Genomic DNA, 15,319 nt, shown 5'->3' with positions numbered 1-15,319 from the left:
TCAGCGCTGCAGGCCGAGCGCCGCGAGGTGCGCGGGCGTGTGCTGCGCTTTTTCCTTGCGCACGAAGGCCGAGCGCAGCGCCGCGTGCGGCTCGGCGGGATCGAAGAAATTGCGCCGCATGTGCGCCAGTTCCTCGTCGCGGTAGGCCTGCAGCGGCTTGGCTGCTTCGTCGCGGGCACGCGCCGCCTGCTTGTCCGCCAGGCGCGCGGCCAGGTCCGGCGATGCCGCCAGTTGCGCGGCCAGCCGGCCGACCTCGTCACCCAACTCTTCCGGCGCGGCCTGCAGCACACGCTGCGCCAGGCCCAGCGCCACCGCGCGCTTGGCGCTCACGGGCAGCGCCGACTGCGTGAGCCGCGCGGCCTCGTCGACGCCCACGCGGCGCGGCAGGCTGTAGGTCCAGTACTCGGAGCCATGCAGGCCCATGAGGGTGTAGTGCGGGTTGAGCACCACGCCGTCGCGGCACCACACCTCGTCGGCCGCGAGCGCGAGCATCACGCCGCCGGCCGCGGCATTGCCGCCCAACGCGGCCACGGTGAGTCGGTCGGTGGTCGTGAGCACGGCCTCGACCAGGTCGTTCATCGCATGGATGTTGGCCCACGATTCCTCCGCCGGATCGGCCGCCGCCTCGATCACGTTCAGATGAATGCCGTTGGAGAAGAAGTCGCGCAGCCCGCCCAGCACCAGCACCGACGTCGGCCGGGTGCAGGCGAAGCGGTAGGCCGCCAGCAGACGCCGGCATTGCGCGGTGCTCATGGCCCCGCCCGCGAACGAGAAGTTCAGCACGCCGACGGGGCCGTGCTCGCTGTAACGCATGTCGGTCCAGGTGCGGCGGCCAGCGGGCAACTCGAGCGGCGCGCCCACCTCGGGCAGGCCGGCAGGCAATCGCGCGCCCAGCGCCTCGATGGCCGGCAGCTTGTAGCTCGGCAAACCGGAACCCGGCTCGCGCCAGGGCCGCAGCTGGGTGAGCCAGACCGCGCCGTCGACGGTGGCGCGGCAGACGGCGCCGGCGCGGGTGGCGATCAGTTCGCCGGGCGTGCCGCGCAGCTCGTCCTCGGCATGGCCGCCGTGCAGGTACCACGGCGCGCCCCGCAGCTCGTCGAGCACGCCGGGCTGCGAATCGGCCGCGCGCAGCTGCCGCAGCACCGATTCGGAGGTCTGCGTGGCCCAGTCGATGCGGCGCTCGGCCTGCTTCATGAAGGGCCGCCAGCCGGCGGCGAGGTCGGCCGCCTTCTGCCGCTTCGGCTTGTAGGTGCCCGAGGCGAAGCGCTCGACGGCCAGCAGCACGGCGTCGACGGCGGCATCGGCCACCTCGCCGCGGTACAGGTCGCTCTTGCCGGCCTGCGGCGGCACCTTCAGCGGCGACCAGGCCCAGACATCGCCCGCGTCCATTTCGGCCACGGCCTCGAGCACGGTGACGCCCCAGCTGTCGACGCCGCCCTGCAGCGTCCGGTCGAGCGAAGACGGGCCGCGGTCGCCGGGCGGGCCCGGATGCACGATGAGGCAGGTGTGGGCGCGCCAGATGTCCTCGGGGATCGCGGTGGTCAGCATCGGAGCGATGACGAGCGCGGGCGCGTGCCGGCGCACGGCTTCACGCAGCGCCTTGTCATCGCCGAGCGCCAGCACGACGCCCGCTGTATGGCCCCGGTCCTGGAGCTCGGCCAGCACGCGCTGCGTAAGGCTGTTGAACGCGCTCGCGACGAGCAGGATGTGCATGGCGACCTCATTGACGTTTGTTTCTAAACGTCAAAAATGTATCTTTCAGACTCGCCGCCGATAAGCTGACTGAAAGTACTCACCGCCGGGACATCGCGCGGCCGCCACAAAGGCCGGGCCACAATGACCGCACATGTCGTCGCCGCTGAACCTCACCCGCTTTCGCCCCCGCCTGCTGGACACGATGGCCGGCTACGACCGGGGGCGGTTCCTGGGGGACCTGGGCGCGGGCGCCACGGTGGGCATCGTCGCGCTGCCGCTGGCCATGGCCTTTGCCATCGCCTCGGGGCTCAAGCCCGAGGCCGGCATCTGGACGGCGATCATCGCGGGCTTCCTGATCTCGCTGCTGGGCGGCTCGGCCGTGCAGATCGGCGGCCCGGCGGGCGCGTTCATCGTGATCGTCTACGGCATCGTCGAGCGCTACGGCGTGGCCAACCTGCTGATCGCCACCGCCTGCGCGGGCGTGCTGCTGTTCATGGCGGGGCTGTTCGGGCTCGGGCGGCTGGTGCGCTTCGTGCCGCTGTCGATCGTGGTGGGTTTCACCAACGGCATCGCGGTGCTGATCCTGCTGTCGCAACTGAAAGACCTGCTCGGCCTCACGGTGGAGCGCATGCCGGCTGACGTGTTCTCGCAGCTGCACGCCATGGCGCTGCGGCTGGACACCTTCAACCCGCATGCCTTCGCGCTCGGCCTGGCCTGCGTGCTCGGGCTGCTGGCGTGGTCGCGGCTGTTTCGCGGCGACTCGGCGCTGGCGCGCGCGGTGCAGCGCGTGGGCGGGCGCTGGGTGCAGACGCGCCCGGTGCAGATCGTCGGGCGCATCCCCGGGCCGATCGTCGCGCTGGTGTCGCTCACGCTGGTGTCGTGGGGCTTCGCGCTGCCGGTGGAAACCATCGGCACGCGCTTCGGCGGCATTCCCGAGGGCGTGCCGGCCTTCGCGCTGCCCGATTTCTCGTGGGAGACCGTCAAGCAGCTGGTGACGCCGACGCTGACCATCGCGCTGCTCGGCGCCATCGAGTCGCTGCTGTGCGCGCGCGTGGCCGACCAGGTCAGCGGCCAGCCGCGCCACGACCCGAACCAGGAGCTGATGGCGCAGGGCATCGCCAACCTGGTCACGCCCTTCTTCGGCGGCATGCCGGCCACGGGCACCATCGCGCGCACCGTGACCAACATCCGCTCCGGCGGCAGCTCGCCCATCGCGGGCATCGTGCATGCGGTCACGCTGCTGGTCGTGGTGCTGCTGGCGGCGCCGCTGGCACGCCACGTGCCGCTCGCGGTGCTGGCGGGCATCCTGGTGTTCGTCGGGCTGAACATGGGCGAATGGCGCGAGTTCACGCCCGGCCAGCTGCGCCACTTCAGCCACCACTACCGGCTGCTGATGCTCGGCACCTTCTTCCTCACGGTGGTGTTCGACCTCACGGTGGCGGTGCAGGTGGGCATCGTGCTGGCGTGCGCGCTCTTCATCCGGCGCATGAGCGGGCTGTTCAGCGTCGAGCTGGTGACGCTGCAGCCGCCGGTGCTCACCTACCGGCTGTACGGCGCCATGTTCTTCGGCGCGGCGGCCAAGCTCGACGAAGCGGTGAACGCCGCGGAGCGCGCGCCGCGCGGCATGACGCTGGTGCTGGACGCCACGCACCTGATCTACATCGACGCCACCGGCGTCGATGCGCTGCGGCAGCTGCACCGGGCGGTGCTGGCGCGCGACGGGCTGCTGCGCATCGAGTCGCTGCAGCCGCAGCCGCTCGAGGTGCTGGAGCGCTCGGGCTTTGCCGAGGAGTTGACCTCGGGCCGGCCCGCAACGACCTCCTAGGCGGGGCTCGTCAGGCCTGCGCGGCCTCGCCGCACACCAGCCGCGCCATCTGCACCTTGCTCGTGACGCCGAGCTTGGCGTACACCTGCCGCAGGTGGTGGCGCACCGTCGCCGGGGAACTGTCGAGCCTGCGGGCCACCATCTTGTAGCTGTGGCCCTCGCCGAACAGGCGGGCCACCTCGGCCTCGCGACGGCTCAGGACCGCCAGGGCCGAGACGCCGGGCGCCGGCGTCTCCCGCAGCCGCAGCGCCTGCGCCGAGACCAGGTGAGGCATCAGCAACTCCAGCAGCGCGTGCTCGCGCTCACCGAAGCTCGCGGCTTCGCGGCCGTACAGCGACAGGTGCGTCCACCACGGCGAATCGGGCGCATGCAGCATCACGCTGAGCACCCGGTCGAGGCGATGCTCCGAAGCGAAGGCGCGCAGCGAGCCCACCGGCGGCAGCTCGTGCGACGCCATCGCCATGCCATGGCCCGGTCGTGCCATCACCGCGGCCACCATCGGATCGAGGTGGCGCACACGGCACCAGTCGGCCACGAAATCCGGCGCCAGCCCGCGTGTGTGGCCGTCTCGCGGCTCGAGCCGTCCGGCAGCAAACACCGAGCGGCCGAACCAGGCGGCGTCGAACGCAATGTGGCCGGCCAGCCAGTCCAGCAGCCCGCCGGCGGCCGAGGCCTCGGGCGCGGCGGCCCGCGGATACAGGTCGAGCAGCAGCGCGCCGAGCTGTGCGGCCGGAATGCACGACCCCGAAGAAGAACTGCTGTGCGCCATGCGGCGCGATCTTAGGGGCCGCCCGCTCGCGGGGGGTTGCGGAGATTCCCGCATCGTTCATCTGAACGACTGCCGCTGCCGGACACCCCGCCCTACGCTGCACGGCGTTCCCACATCACACACAAACAGGACCCCGTTGCCATGAACCTCGCCGACTACAGCCGCCTCGACGCCACCGGGCTGGCCGAATGCATCCGCCGCAAGGACATCAGCGCCGCCGAAGCGCAGCAGTGCGCGCGCCAGGCGGCGACCGCGCTCAACCCGCGCATCAACGCCATGGCCGAGCTTTTCGACGCCCCGCTGTCGCACGACGCGCGGGGTCCGCTGGGCGGCGTGCCCTTCCTCATCAAGGACCTGGTGCTGCAGGCCGAGGGCGTGCGCTGCCAGGCCGGCAGCCGGCTGTTCGGCGACGGGCTACCGGCTGCCGCAGACAGCGCGTTGATGGCGCGCTTTCGCCGCGCCGGCCTGGCCACGCTGGGGCGCACCTGGACCCCGGAACTCGGCTTCAACGCCACCACCGAGAGCGCCCTCGGCGGCGCGACGCGCAACCCGTGGAACCTGGCGCACAGCGCGGGCGGCTCCAGCGGGGGCTCGGCCGCGGCGGTCGCCGCCGGCATCGTGCCCATGGCGCACGCCAACGACGGCGGCGGTTCGATCCGCGTGCCCGCCGCCGCCTGTGGCCTGATCGGGCTGAAGTCCAGCCGCGGCCGCATCAGCGCCGGCCCGGGCTACGGCCAGCCGCTGATGGGCCTGGGCATGGAGGGCGTGGTCTGCCGCACCGTGCGCGACGCCGCCGCCGCGCTCGACCTCATGCACGGCCCCGAGCTGGGCGATCCGTTCCTGATTCCCGCGCCCGCGCAGCCCTACGCACAGGCCATCCGGTCGGCGCCGCGCCGGCTGCGCATCGCGGTGAGCACGCAGTTCCCGGGCACGCAGCCGGCGGCGCAACCCTGCGTCGACGCGGTGGAGGCGACGGCGCGCACGCTCGCCGGTCTCGGGCATGTCGTGGAATGGGCGACGCCGTCGTATGCGCACGAGGCCTTCTTCTCGGCCACACGCACCTTCTGGTCCTCGTTGCTGGCGGCCGGCGTGGCGGGCGTGGCGCAGGCGCTGCAGATGCCGCTGGAGAAGGCGCTGGGCCAGGTGCAGGCCTGCACCCGCGCCACCGCCGAGCACGGGCTGCGCCTGAGCGCGCTCGACCTGGAACTGGCGCTCGCGCAGATGAATGCGGTCTCGCGCGAGGTGGCGCCCTTCTTCGCGCAGCACGACATCCTGCTGACGCCGACGATGCGCACCCCGCCCGTGGCGCTGGGCTACCTCGACCAGGACGACCCCGCGCGCGATGCGCAGGGTTACTTCGACCACCTGTTCGACTACGCGACCTTCACGCCGCTGGCCAACCTCACCGGCCAGCCGGCGATCTCGCTGCCCCTGGGGATGGCCGGCGACCTGCCGATCGGCGTGCAATGCATGGCCCCCATGGGCGACGAGGCCACGCTGCTGCAGCTCGCCGCGCAGCTCGAGCAGGCCATGCCCTGGGCCGCGCGGCGCCCGGCGCTGCACGCGGCGGCGCTGTAGGCAGCGCGCTCAGGGCGCCTCGGTGCCCCGGTCGGGCGACGAGCCGCTGCGCACCACGCGCTGGTCGTCGTTCAGCGTGGCGGTGAAGACCATCGACGAATTCGGTGGCTGCACCCAGCGCCATTCCCATTCGGTCTCGCGCTTGAGCGCATAGGGCGTGACCTTGGCCGGCTTGCCCAGCAGCTTGCGCAGGTCTTCCATCATCATCCCGGGCTGCACCTTGGCGAAGTTCTCGGGCGTGAGCACCTGGCGCAGCGCGCTCATCTTGCCGTCGGCGCCAATGGTGATCATGTAGTTCTTCTGGCCCTGCGGCTGGCGGTTGAACTCCAGCACGCGGCCGTTGGGCACGTCCCAGATGTTCTCGGGTTCGCCGAAACGCGCGCGCACGTCGGCCTCGGTCGAGACGCCCTCTTCGAGCTCGCTGATGCGCTGCGGATCGCAGCCCGCGAGCCCGATCAGCGCCGCCAGCAGTCCTGCCACGAGGCCGATCCGGCCCTTCTGAAATCGTTGCATGCCGTCCCCGGTAAAATTCGAGCGATAAAGGTCCAGTCTATGTCCATCTTCCGCCGCCCCCACTACACCTCCGAGATCACGAACTTCATCGAGGAGATGAAGCAAAAGAAGCCGACGCTGGAATCCGAACAGCGCGCCGGCCGCGCCCTGCTCTGGGACAAGCACCTCGACCGCAGCCTGCTCGAGGAGTACAGCGAAGCGCGCGTGCCGATGCAGCCGTACGTCTACCAGACCCAACCCAAGTGAATGGTGCCCACCCGGCATCCCGCCGCCCAGCCTGCGCGCACAGCTATTAAGTTGATAGCAACTTCCTCATGAGCGCAGACGAGGACAACGGCACGATCGTGGCCAGCATGCCCGAGGTCGTCGACCAGGTCGCCCTGGCCCGGCTCTACGGCGAGCCGCTGTTCGCGATGCCGAAGGACCTGTACATCCCGCCCGAGGCGCTGCAGGTTTTTCTGGAGGCCTTCGAGGGCCCGCTCGACCTGTTGCTGTACCTGATCCGCAAGCAGAACTTCAACATCCTCGACATCCCGATGGCGGGCCTGACGCGGCAGTACCTGAGCTACGTCGACGAAATTCGCCAGACCAACCTCGAACTCGCGGCCGAGTACCTGCTGATGGCCGCGATGCTGATCGAGATCAAGTCGCGCATGCTGCTGCCGCCCAAGAAGGTGGCCGACGGCGAAGAGGCCGAAGACCCGCGCGCCGAGCTGGTTCGCCGGCTCATGGAGTACGAGCAGACCAAGCTGCAGGCCGCCGCCATCAGCGCGCTGCCGACCTACGGGCGCGACTTCTGGAAGGCCCAGGTCTACATCGAGCAGTCGATCAAGCCGCGCTTTCCCGACGTCGACGTGGTCGAACTGCGCGACGCCTGGGCCGACATCATGAAGCGCGCCAAGCTCGTGCAGCACCACAAGATCTCGCGCGAGGAACTCAACGTGCGCGAGCACATGAGCATCGTGCTGCGCCACCTGCAGGGCCAGCGTTTCGTCGAGTTCGAGAAGCTCTTCGACGTCTCGCGCGGCGTGCCGGTGCTGATCGTCACCTTCATCGCGATGCTCGAGCTCGCGAAGGAGACGCTGATCGACATCACGCAGGCCGAGGCCTTCGCCCCCATCTACGTCCGACTGGCCTACTCGCCGACATAAATGGCTTACCCCCAGTCTTCGCGCACTTCGTGTCGCTTCGCCAACCCCCTTTCAGGGGGCAACACCTGTGGCCCGGCAAAGCCGGTTCCACGGTGTTCCACGAAGTGACCCGGCCTTCAACCCGGTACTTCAGTTCATGCCCTCGCGCGACTTCGATGTCCTCATTGTCGGCAGCGGCCTCGCAGGCCTCTCCGCCGCGCTGCACCTGGCCCCCACGCACCGCGTGGCCGTGCTCACCAAGCGCGCGCTGAACGACGGCTCCAGCGCCTGGGCGCAGGGCGGCATCGCGGCCGTGCTGGCGGCGGGCGACAGCTTCGACGCCCACGTGGAAGACACGCTGGTGGCCGGCGCCGGCCTGTGCGACCCCGAGGCCACGCGCTTCGTGGTCGAAGGCGCGCCGCAGGCCATCGGCTGGCTGCGCGAACTCGGCGTGCCCTTCTCGGAAGAAGGCGGCGACCTGCACCTGACGCGCGAAGGTGGCCACAGCCAGCGCCGCATCGTGCACGTGACCGACGCCACCGGCGCGGCCGTGCAGCAGGTGCTGATCGAGCGCGTGCGCCGCACGCCCAACATCACGCTATTCGAGCACCACACGCTGGTCGACCTGGTCACCGGCACCAAGCTCGGGCTGGCCGATCCGTCCTGCCAGGGCCTGTACGCGCTGGACGACGAGACCGACGAGGTGCTGGCCTTCCGCGCGCCGCACACCATCCTGGCCACGGGCGGCGCGGGCAAGGTGTACCTGTACACCACCAACCCCGACACCGCCACCGGCGACGGCATTGCCGCCGCCTGGCGCGCGGGCTGCCGGGTGTCGAACCTGGAGTTCATCCAGTTCCACCCGACCTGCCTGTACCACCCGCATGCCAAGTCGTTCCTGATCAGCGAGGCGGTGCGCGGCGAAGGCGGGCTGCTCAAATTGCCCGACGGCACGCGCTTCATGCCGAAGCACGACGAACGCGCCGAGCTCGCGCCGCGCGACGTGGTGGCCCGCGCCATCGACTTCGAGATGAAGAAGCACGGCCTGGACTGCGTGTACCTCGACATCTCGCACCAGCCGCCCGCGTTCCTGAAGGAGCACTTCCCCAACATCCTGGCGCGCTGCCTGGAGCTGGGCATCGACATCACGCGCGAGCCGATTCCCGTGGTGCCCGCCGCGCACTACACCTGCGGCGGCGTGCTCAGCGACCTGGCCGGCCGCACCGACATCCCGGGCCTGTACGCCATCGGCGAAACCGCCTGCACCGGCCTGCACGGCGCCAACCGGCTGGCCAGCAACTCGCTGGTCGAGTGCATGGTGTTCGCGCGCGCCGCGGCCGACGCCATTGCGCAGGCGCCGTCGCGCGAACGCGCCGCGCTGCCCGCCTGGGACGAAAGCCGCGTCACCGACGCCGACGAAGCCGTGGTCATCTCGCACAACTGGGACGAGCTGCGCCGCTTCATGTGGGACTACGTCGGCATCGTGCGCACCAACAAGCGCCTGGAGCGTGCGAGCCACCGCATCGCGCTGCTGCAGGCCGAGATCCAGGAGTTCTACGCGAACTTCCACGTCACGCGCGACCTGCTCGAGCTGCGCAACCTGGTGCAGGTGGCCGAGCTGATCGTGCGTTCCGCGCAGGCCCGCCACGAGAGCCGTGGCCTGCATTTCAGTCGCGATTACCCTTCGCTGGCCGAGCCCACCGCACCCACCGTGCTGGTGCCGCCGGTCGACTGAGCCCACCCTTCGTCACCTTTCGATCACCCTCAGGATGCCCGGCCACCGACGCCCGCAGGGAGAAAGCCAACCATGTCGAACACCCCTACCCCACCCACCCCACCGTCCGAAGCCCCGCCCGCCTCGCCCTACGGCACGCTGCCGCCCGCCTCGCCCCTGGCGCAGCGCAAGCCCGTGAGCCTGCCGCGGCTGGCCGACATGCATGCGCGCGGCGAGAAGATCGCCATGCTCACCGCCTACGACGCCACCTTCGCGGCCATGGCCGACGCGGCCGGCATCGACTGCCTGCTGGTCGGCGACTCGCTGGGCATGGTCTGCCAGGGCCTGAACAGCACCGTGGGCGTGAGCCTGGAAGCCATGCGCTATCACACCGACAGCGTCTCGCGCGGGCTGCGCCGCGTGCAGGGCACGACCTGGCTCATCGCCGACCTGCCCTTCGGCAGCTACCAGGAGTCGCGCGAGCAGGCCCTGGCCAGCGCCACCGTGCTGATGCAGGCCGGCGCGCACATGGTCAAGCTCGAAGGCGGCGGCTGGACCACCGAGACGGTGCGCTTCCTGGTCGAGCGCGGCATTCCCGTGTGCGCCCACCTGGGCCTGACGCCGCAGACCGTGCACGCGCTCGGCGGCTACCGCGTGCAGGGCAAGGGCGACACCGCCGGCGCGCTGCTCAAGCAGCAGGCCCATGCGCTGCAGGACGCGGGCGCCGCCATGCTGGTGCTCGAGATGGTGCCGGCCGCGCTGGCCGCCGAACTCACCACGGAGCTGAAACACTGCGCCACCATCGGCATCGGCGCCGGCAAGGCCACCGCGGGCCAGGTGCTCGTGCTGCACGACATGCTGGGCATCAACCTCGGGAAGATGCCGAAGTTCGTGCGCAATTTCATGGCCGACGCGCCGGGTGTGCTGCCCGCGCTGCAGGCCTACGTGCAGGCCGTGAAGAACGGCAGCTTCCCCGACGACCGCCTCCACGCCTGGTAAGCCAAGAAGGACACCGACCATGTACATCGCCAAGACCATCGACGAACTGCGCCAGCACCTGTCTTCCAGCCAGCGCCCCGCCTTCGTGCCCACCATGGGCAACCTGCACGAGGGCCACCTCGCGCTCGTGCGCCAGGCCAAGCCGCTGGGCGACGCCACCGTGGCAAGCATCTTCGTGAACCGCCTGCAGTTCCTGCCGCACGAAGACTTCGACACCTACCCGCGCACCTGGGACAGCGACTGCGAGAAGCTGCGCGCCGCCGGCTGCGACGTGCTGTTCGCGCCCGACGAGAAGGCGCTCTACCCCGAGCCCCAGACCTGCAAGGTGCACCCCGACCCGGCGCTGGCCGACCTGCTCGAAGGGCACTTCCGCCCCGGCTTCTTCATCGGCGTGTGCACGGTGGTGATGAAGCTGTTCCAGTGCGTGCAGCCGCGCGTGGCCGTGTTCGGCAAGAAGGACTACCAGCAGCTCATGATGATCCGCCACATGGTGCGGCAGTTCGCGCTGCCGATCGAGATCGTCGGCGGCGAGACCTTCCGCGCCGACGACGGCCTGGCCCTCTCGTCGCGCAACGGCTACCTGAGCGCCACCGAACGCGCCGAGGCCGTGCAGCTGTCGAAGGCGCTGCGAGACATGGCCGAGGCCGTGCGTGCCGGCGAGCGCGACGTGGCCGCCCTCGAGGCGCGCGCCATGCAGTCGCTCGCGCAGCGCGGCTGGCAGCCCGACTACGTGGTGCTGCGCCGCCGCGCCGACCTGCAGGCGCCGCAACCCGGCGATGCGCTCGTGGCCCTGGCCGCCGCGCGGCTGGGCAGCACACGGCTCATCGACAACCTCGAAATCGACACGCCGCTCGCTTCATGACCTACAGCGTCAAGGAAATCTTCTACACGCTGCAGGGCGAAGGCGGCCAGGCCGGCATGCCGGCCGTGTTCTGCCGCTTCGCCGGCTGCAACCTCTGGACCGGCCGCGAGGAAGACCGCGACACAGCCGTCTGCCGTTTCTGCGACACCGACTTCGTCGGCACCGACGGCACGCTGGGCGGCAAGTTCAAGAGCGCCGACCAGCTCGCCGACACCATCGCCGCGCAATGGCCCGCCGGCGACACCGCGCACCGGCTGGTCGTGCTCACGGGCGGCGAGCCGCTGCTGCAGGTCGATGCGGCGCTGGTCGACGCGCTGCACACGCGGCACTTCCGCATCGCGGTCGAGAGCAATGGCACGGTCGTCGCGCCCGCCGGCATCGACTGGCTGTGCATCAGCCCCAAGGCTGGCGCGCCGTGGGTGCAGCAGCGCGGCCAGGAGCTGAAGCTGGTGTGGCCGCAAGCCGGCATCGACCTCGATGCGATGGCGCGCACGGGCGAATTCGCGCACCGCTTCCTGCAGCCGATGGACGGGCCCGACCGCGTGGCGAACACCGAGCTGTGCATCGCCGAATGCATGAAGCAGCCGGTGTGGCGCCTGAGCGTGCAGACCCACAAGATCACGGGCATCCGCTGACGCGGCAGCCCCTTTCAGTTTCGAGTTTCTTTTTTCTGACGATGCGCTTCACCATCAGCCAACGCTTCTTCTTCGACGCCGCCCACACGCTCAAACGCGAGATCGAGGTCGAAGGCAGCCGCCGCATTCACGGCCACACCTACCACGCGGAGGTGTGGCTGGCGGGCGAGCGCGACCCAGTGACGGGCATGGTGATCGACCTGGGCCTGCTGCGCCGCCGGCTCGAGGACGTGCGCGAACAGCTCGACCACCACCTGCTGGACGACGTGCCGGGGCTGCATCCGCCGACGCTGGAGAACCTGTGCGTGTTCATCGCCGACGCACTGCCCGATCTGCGGCCGTCGCTGGCGCGCGTGCGCGTGTGGCGCGAGGCGCTGGGCGACAGCTGTACGGTGGAGTTCTAAGTCTTGCTCCCTCTCCCCTCGGGGAGAGGGTTGGGGTGAGGGTCAGCGGCGGTCAACACGGTGCGCGATGTTGTGAGGCCCCAGCCCTCACCCTAGCCCTCTCCCGCACGCGGGAGAGGGGACAAGACCTCAGGCGGCGCCGATGCCGGCCACCAAGCTGCCCGGCGCCTGGCCGTTCTTCAGCCCGGCGGTGAACGCCAGCATGCGGTCGATCGGCACGCGCGCGCGCACGCCCAGTGCCGGGTCGACGTGGATCTCGCCCGCGCCGGTCTCCAGCGCATTCGCCAGTTCGACCAGCCCGTTCATCGCCATCCACGGGCAGTGCGCGCAGCTCTTGCAGGTGCCGCCGTTGCCCGCCGTGGGCGCTTCGATGAAGGTCTTGCCCGGGTTCAGCGTGCGCAGCTTGTGCAGCATGCCGGTGTCGGTCGCGACGATGAACTCGGTCGCGTCGAAGCGCTGCGCCGCGTTCAGGATGGCCGAGGTGGAGCCCACCGCGTGCGCGAGCGCGATCACGTCCGAGGGCGACTCGGGGTGCACCAGCACCTTGGCCTTCGGGTGTTCCTTCATGAGCAGCTCGAGTTCGAGCGCCTTGAATTCGTCGTGCACGATGCACGCGCCGTTCCAGCTGACCATGTCGGCGCCGGTCTGGCGGCGGATGTAGTCGCCCAGGTGGCGATCGGGGCCCCAGAGGATCTTCTGGCCGGCCGCATGCAACGCATTCACCACGTCGAGCGCGCAGCTGGAGGTGACGAGCCAGTCGGCGCGCGCCTTCACGGCGGCGCTGGTGTTGGCGTAGACCACCACGGTGCGGTCGGGATGCGCATCGCAGAAGGCGCTGAATTCGTCGACCGGGCAGCCCAGGTCGAGCGAGCAGTTGGCGTCCAGGTCGGGCATCAGCACGCGCTTTTCGGGCGAGAGGATCTTCGAGGTCTCGCCCATGAAGCGCACGCCCGACACCACCAGCGTGGTGGCGGCGTGGTCGCGGCCGAAGCGCGCCATCTCGAGCGAATCGCTCACGATGCCGCCGGTTTCCTCGGCCAGATCCTGCAGGTCGGGGTGCACGTAGAAGTGCGACACCATCACCGCGTTGCGCTCGCGCAGCAGGCGGCGGATGCGCTCCTTCAGCGCAATGCGCTCGTCGGGCGAAGGCTCGGGGGGCACGCGGGCCCAGGCGTGGCGCGTGTCGCAGACCGCGCCTTGCGCGGGCTGTTCGTAGTCGACATCGATGACGGAAGCGGTCGTCATGGCGGTTCAGTGGGTCAGGAAGCGCATCGAGTAGTCGATGGCCTTCACGTCCTTGGTCAACGCGCCGATCGAGATCCGGTCGACACCGGTCTCGGCCAGGGCGCGCAGGCCGTCGAGCGTGACGCCGCCGGAGATCTCGAGCACGGCCTTGCGGCCCTCGCCCACGGCGTCGTTCAGGCGCACGGCCTCGCGCAGCGTGGGCAGGTCCATGTTGTCGAGCAGCACCATGCGGGCGCCGGCGTCCAGCGCTTCCTGCAGCTGGGCCAGGGTCTCGACCTCGACCTCGACGAACGCGGCCTGCGCGGCCACGGGCGCCACCGCGCGCAAGGCGGCGGCCACGCCACCGGCCGCGGCGATGTGGTTTTCCTTGATGAGCACCGCGTCGTACAGGCCGATGCGGTGGTTCAGCCCGCCGCCGGTGCGCACGGCGTACTTCTGTGCCAGGCGCAGGCCCGGCAGGGTCTTGCGGGTGTCGACGATGCGGGCGCGGGTGCCCTTCACGGCGTCGGCGTACAGCGCGGTCTTGGTGGCGACGGCGCTCAGCAGCTGCAGGAAATTGAGCGCGGTGCGCTCGGCCGTCAACAGCGCGCGGGCGCCGCCTTCGATTTCGAGCACCGGCTGGTCGGCGGCGCAGCGCTGGCCCTCGCCGCACAGCCAGGTGATGCGCGCCTGCGGATCGAGCCGCCGCACGGTGGCCTCGACCCAGGGCGCGCCGCACACCACGGCGGTTTCGCGCGCGAGCACGCGGGCATGAGCGGTGCGGGAGGCGTCGACCAGCGAGGCGGTCAGGTCGCCGTCGGCGACGTCTTCCTGCAGGGCGCGGGCGACGTCGGACTCGGCCAGCGCGGCGACGGCCGACGCCGAGAAATCAAAGCGAGGGCTCATGTCTCTGGAATCTCTAATCTTCTTCAGGAGGAATGGCGCGAGGCCGGGCCGGCGGGCGGCTGCACCGACTCGGGCACCGGATCGCGCCCGGTCAGCGCCGCGACGGCGTCGCGCGGGCTCACCTGGCCGTCGAGCAGCGCGACCACGCCTTCGGCGATGGGCATCTCGATGCCCAGGCCGCGCGCGCGCTGCACCACGGTGCGGGCGCAGTACACGCCCTCGGCCACGTGGCCCAGCGAATCGACGGCCTGCGCGAGCGTGTGGCCCTGGGCCACCAGCAGCCCGACCTTGCGGTTGCGCGACAGGTCGCCGGTGGCGGTCAACACGAGGTCGCCCAGGCCCGACAGGCCCATGAAGGTGTCGGCGCGGGCGCCGAGCGCCAGGCCGAAGCGGGTCATTTCGGCCAGGCCGCGGGTGATCAGCGCCGCGCGGGCGTTGAGCCCGAGCGCGAGGCCGTCGCACAGCCCGGTGGCGATGGCGAGCACGTTCTTGACGGCACCGCCGACTTCGACGCCGACGATGTCGTCGTTGGCGTACACGCGCAGGGCCGGACCGTGGAAGGCGTCGACCAGTGCATCGCGCACGCCGGCGTGCGGGCTGGCGGCCACCAGCGCGGTCGGGCGCCCTTCGGCGACCTCCTGCGCAAAGCTGGGGCCGCTGAGCACGCCTGCCTTCAATTCAGGGGCGACCTGGGCCCAGATCTCATGGGCGAGCAGGCCGTAGGCGGTGGGAGAGGCATCGAGCGCAGGCTCGACGCCCTTGCACAGCCACGCCACCTGGGCGGTGGTGCCGCGCAGGGCGATCAGCTGTCCGCGCAGGGCGGCCATGGGCGTGGCCACGATGACGAGGTCGGCCCCGGCTTGCGCCTGGGCGATGTCGCCCGCGCGCACGGCCAGCGAGGCCGGCAGGGCCAGCCCGGGAAGGTAGCGGGTGTTTTCACGCGCGGCCGACATGGCGTCGGCCTGGGCAGCGTCGCGCGCCCACAGCGTGACCTCGTGGCGGGCCGCCGCGTTGACTGCGACGGCCGTGCCCCAGGCACCGGCGCCATGAACGCAGATCTTCATC

At 70.7% G+C, this 15,319-nt stretch carries 15 protein-coding genes; 9 read left to right on the top strand and 6 right to left on the bottom strand.

Features of this window, described 5'->3' with window-relative positions; all coding sequences use genetic code 11:
- The gene (locus AC3WQM_RS05815; RefSeq protein WP_492677299.1) at positions 1 to 1,713 is read right to left on the bottom strand and encodes an enoyl-CoA hydratase-related protein; all 1,713 of its coding nucleotides are present in this window, start codon (positions 1,711 to 1,713) and stop codon (positions 1 to 3) included.
- Positions 1,714 to 1,846: 133 nt separating this feature from the next.
- Between AC3WQM_RS05815 and AC3WQM_RS05810 the strand changes: the two genes are divergently transcribed.
- Entirely contained in the window at positions 1,847 to 3,520 is a 1,674-nt protein-coding gene (locus AC3WQM_RS05810; protein ID WP_492677298.1) for a SulP family inorganic anion transporter, read from the top strand.
- Positions 3,521 to 3,530: 10 nt separating this feature from the next.
- Here AC3WQM_RS05810 and AC3WQM_RS05805 read toward each other — a convergent pair whose 3' ends face one another.
- Complete coding sequence (locus tag AC3WQM_RS05805) at positions 3,531 to 4,289, bottom strand: helix-turn-helix transcriptional regulator (protein ID WP_492677297.1); 759 nt, start codon at positions 4,287 to 4,289, stop codon at positions 3,531 to 3,533.
- A 141-nt stretch (positions 4,290 to 4,430) separates the two neighbouring features.
- Here AC3WQM_RS05805 and AC3WQM_RS05800 point away from each other — a divergent pair, with 141 nt between their 5' ends.
- The gene (locus AC3WQM_RS05800; RefSeq protein WP_492677296.1) at positions 4,431 to 5,867 is read left to right on the top strand and encodes an amidase; all 1,437 of its coding nucleotides are present in this window, start codon (positions 4,431 to 4,433) and stop codon (positions 5,865 to 5,867) included.
- Positions 5,868 to 5,876: 9 nt separating this feature from the next.
- On the opposite strand, the gene AC3WQM_RS05795 is transcribed toward AC3WQM_RS05800, so the two are convergent.
- Positions 5,877 to 6,380, bottom strand: coding sequence for an outer membrane protein assembly factor BamE (locus tag AC3WQM_RS05795; protein WP_095743942.1), 504 nt, complete (start codon positions 6,378 to 6,380; stop codon positions 5,877 to 5,879).
- 39 nt (positions 6,381 to 6,419) lie between these two features.
- On the opposite strand from AC3WQM_RS05795, the gene AC3WQM_RS05790 reads away from it, so the two are divergent.
- The 7 genes from AC3WQM_RS05790 to AC3WQM_RS05760 all read left to right on the top strand — a co-directional run bounded on the left by AC3WQM_RS05790 (position 6,420) and on the right by AC3WQM_RS05760 (position 12,124).
- On the top strand, positions 6,420 to 6,626 hold the full coding sequence (locus AC3WQM_RS05790; RefSeq protein ID WP_070061458.1) for a DUF3460 family protein: 207 nt from the start codon (positions 6,420 to 6,422) through the stop codon (positions 6,624 to 6,626).
- Between the two features lie 68 nt (positions 6,627 to 6,694).
- On the top strand, positions 6,695 to 7,531 hold the full coding sequence (locus tag AC3WQM_RS05785; protein ID WP_095949343.1) for a segregation and condensation protein A: 837 nt from the start codon (positions 6,695 to 6,697) through the stop codon (positions 7,529 to 7,531).
- Between the two features lie 136 nt (positions 7,532 to 7,667).
- Entirely contained in the window at positions 7,668 to 9,245 is a 1,578-nt protein-coding gene (gene nadB / locus AC3WQM_RS05780; RefSeq protein WP_095949345.1) for an L-aspartate oxidase, read from the top strand.
- 72 nt (positions 9,246 to 9,317) lie between these two features.
- Positions 9,318 to 10,223 carry a 3-methyl-2-oxobutanoate hydroxymethyltransferase gene (panB, locus tag AC3WQM_RS05775; protein WP_159278152.1) on the top strand — a complete coding sequence of 302 codons (906 nt, stop codon included), beginning with the start codon at positions 9,318 to 9,320 and terminating at the stop codon, positions 10,221 to 10,223.
- Positions 10,224 to 10,242: 19 nt separating this feature from the next.
- Positions 10,243 to 11,085 (top strand): pantoate--beta-alanine ligase, encoded by an 843-nt coding sequence (gene panC, locus AC3WQM_RS05770; RefSeq protein ID WP_492677295.1) that lies wholly within the window; start codon positions 10,243 to 10,245, stop codon positions 11,083 to 11,085.
- Positions 11,082 to 11,720, top strand: coding sequence for a 7-carboxy-7-deazaguanine synthase (gene queE / locus AC3WQM_RS05765; protein WP_492677294.1), 639 nt, complete (start codon positions 11,082 to 11,084; stop codon positions 11,718 to 11,720). The genes panC and queE overlap by 4 nt, the downstream gene beginning before the upstream one ends.
- A 41-nt stretch (positions 11,721 to 11,761) precedes the next feature.
- Positions 11,762 to 12,124 (top strand): 6-carboxytetrahydropterin synthase, encoded by a 363-nt coding sequence (locus AC3WQM_RS05760; RefSeq protein ID WP_062477101.1) that lies wholly within the window; start codon positions 11,762 to 11,764, stop codon positions 12,122 to 12,124.
- Between the two features lie 129 nt (positions 12,125 to 12,253).
- Here the strand turns inward: AC3WQM_RS05760 and nadA are convergent, their stop codons facing one another.
- The 3 genes from nadA to AC3WQM_RS05745 are packed head-to-tail and all read right to left on the bottom strand — an operon-like array spanning position 12,254 to position 15,318.
- A complete protein-coding gene (nadA, locus tag AC3WQM_RS05755; RefSeq protein ID WP_492677293.1) occupies positions 12,254 to 13,369 on the bottom strand; it encodes a quinolinate synthase NadA in 1,116 nt (371 codons plus the stop codon).
- Positions 13,370 to 13,375: 6 nt separating this feature from the next.
- The gene (gene nadC / locus AC3WQM_RS05750; protein ID WP_487847817.1) at positions 13,376 to 14,254 is read right to left on the bottom strand and encodes a carboxylating nicotinate-nucleotide diphosphorylase; all 879 of its coding nucleotides are present in this window, start codon (positions 14,252 to 14,254) and stop codon (positions 13,376 to 13,378) included.
- A gap of 23 nt (positions 14,255 to 14,277) precedes the next feature.
- The gene (locus AC3WQM_RS05745) at positions 14,278 to 15,318 is read right to left on the bottom strand and encodes an NAD(P)H-dependent glycerol-3-phosphate dehydrogenase (protein ID WP_492677292.1); all 1,041 of its coding nucleotides are present in this window, start codon (positions 15,316 to 15,318) and stop codon (positions 14,278 to 14,280) included.
- Between the last annotated feature and the right edge of the window lies 1 nt (position 15,319).

The organism is Variovorax sp. FW301-JW7, from assembly GCF_058788795.1.
The sequence above is the reverse complement of the archived record's forward strand: the minus strand, read 5'-3'. Positions and strand labels throughout refer to the sequence as shown.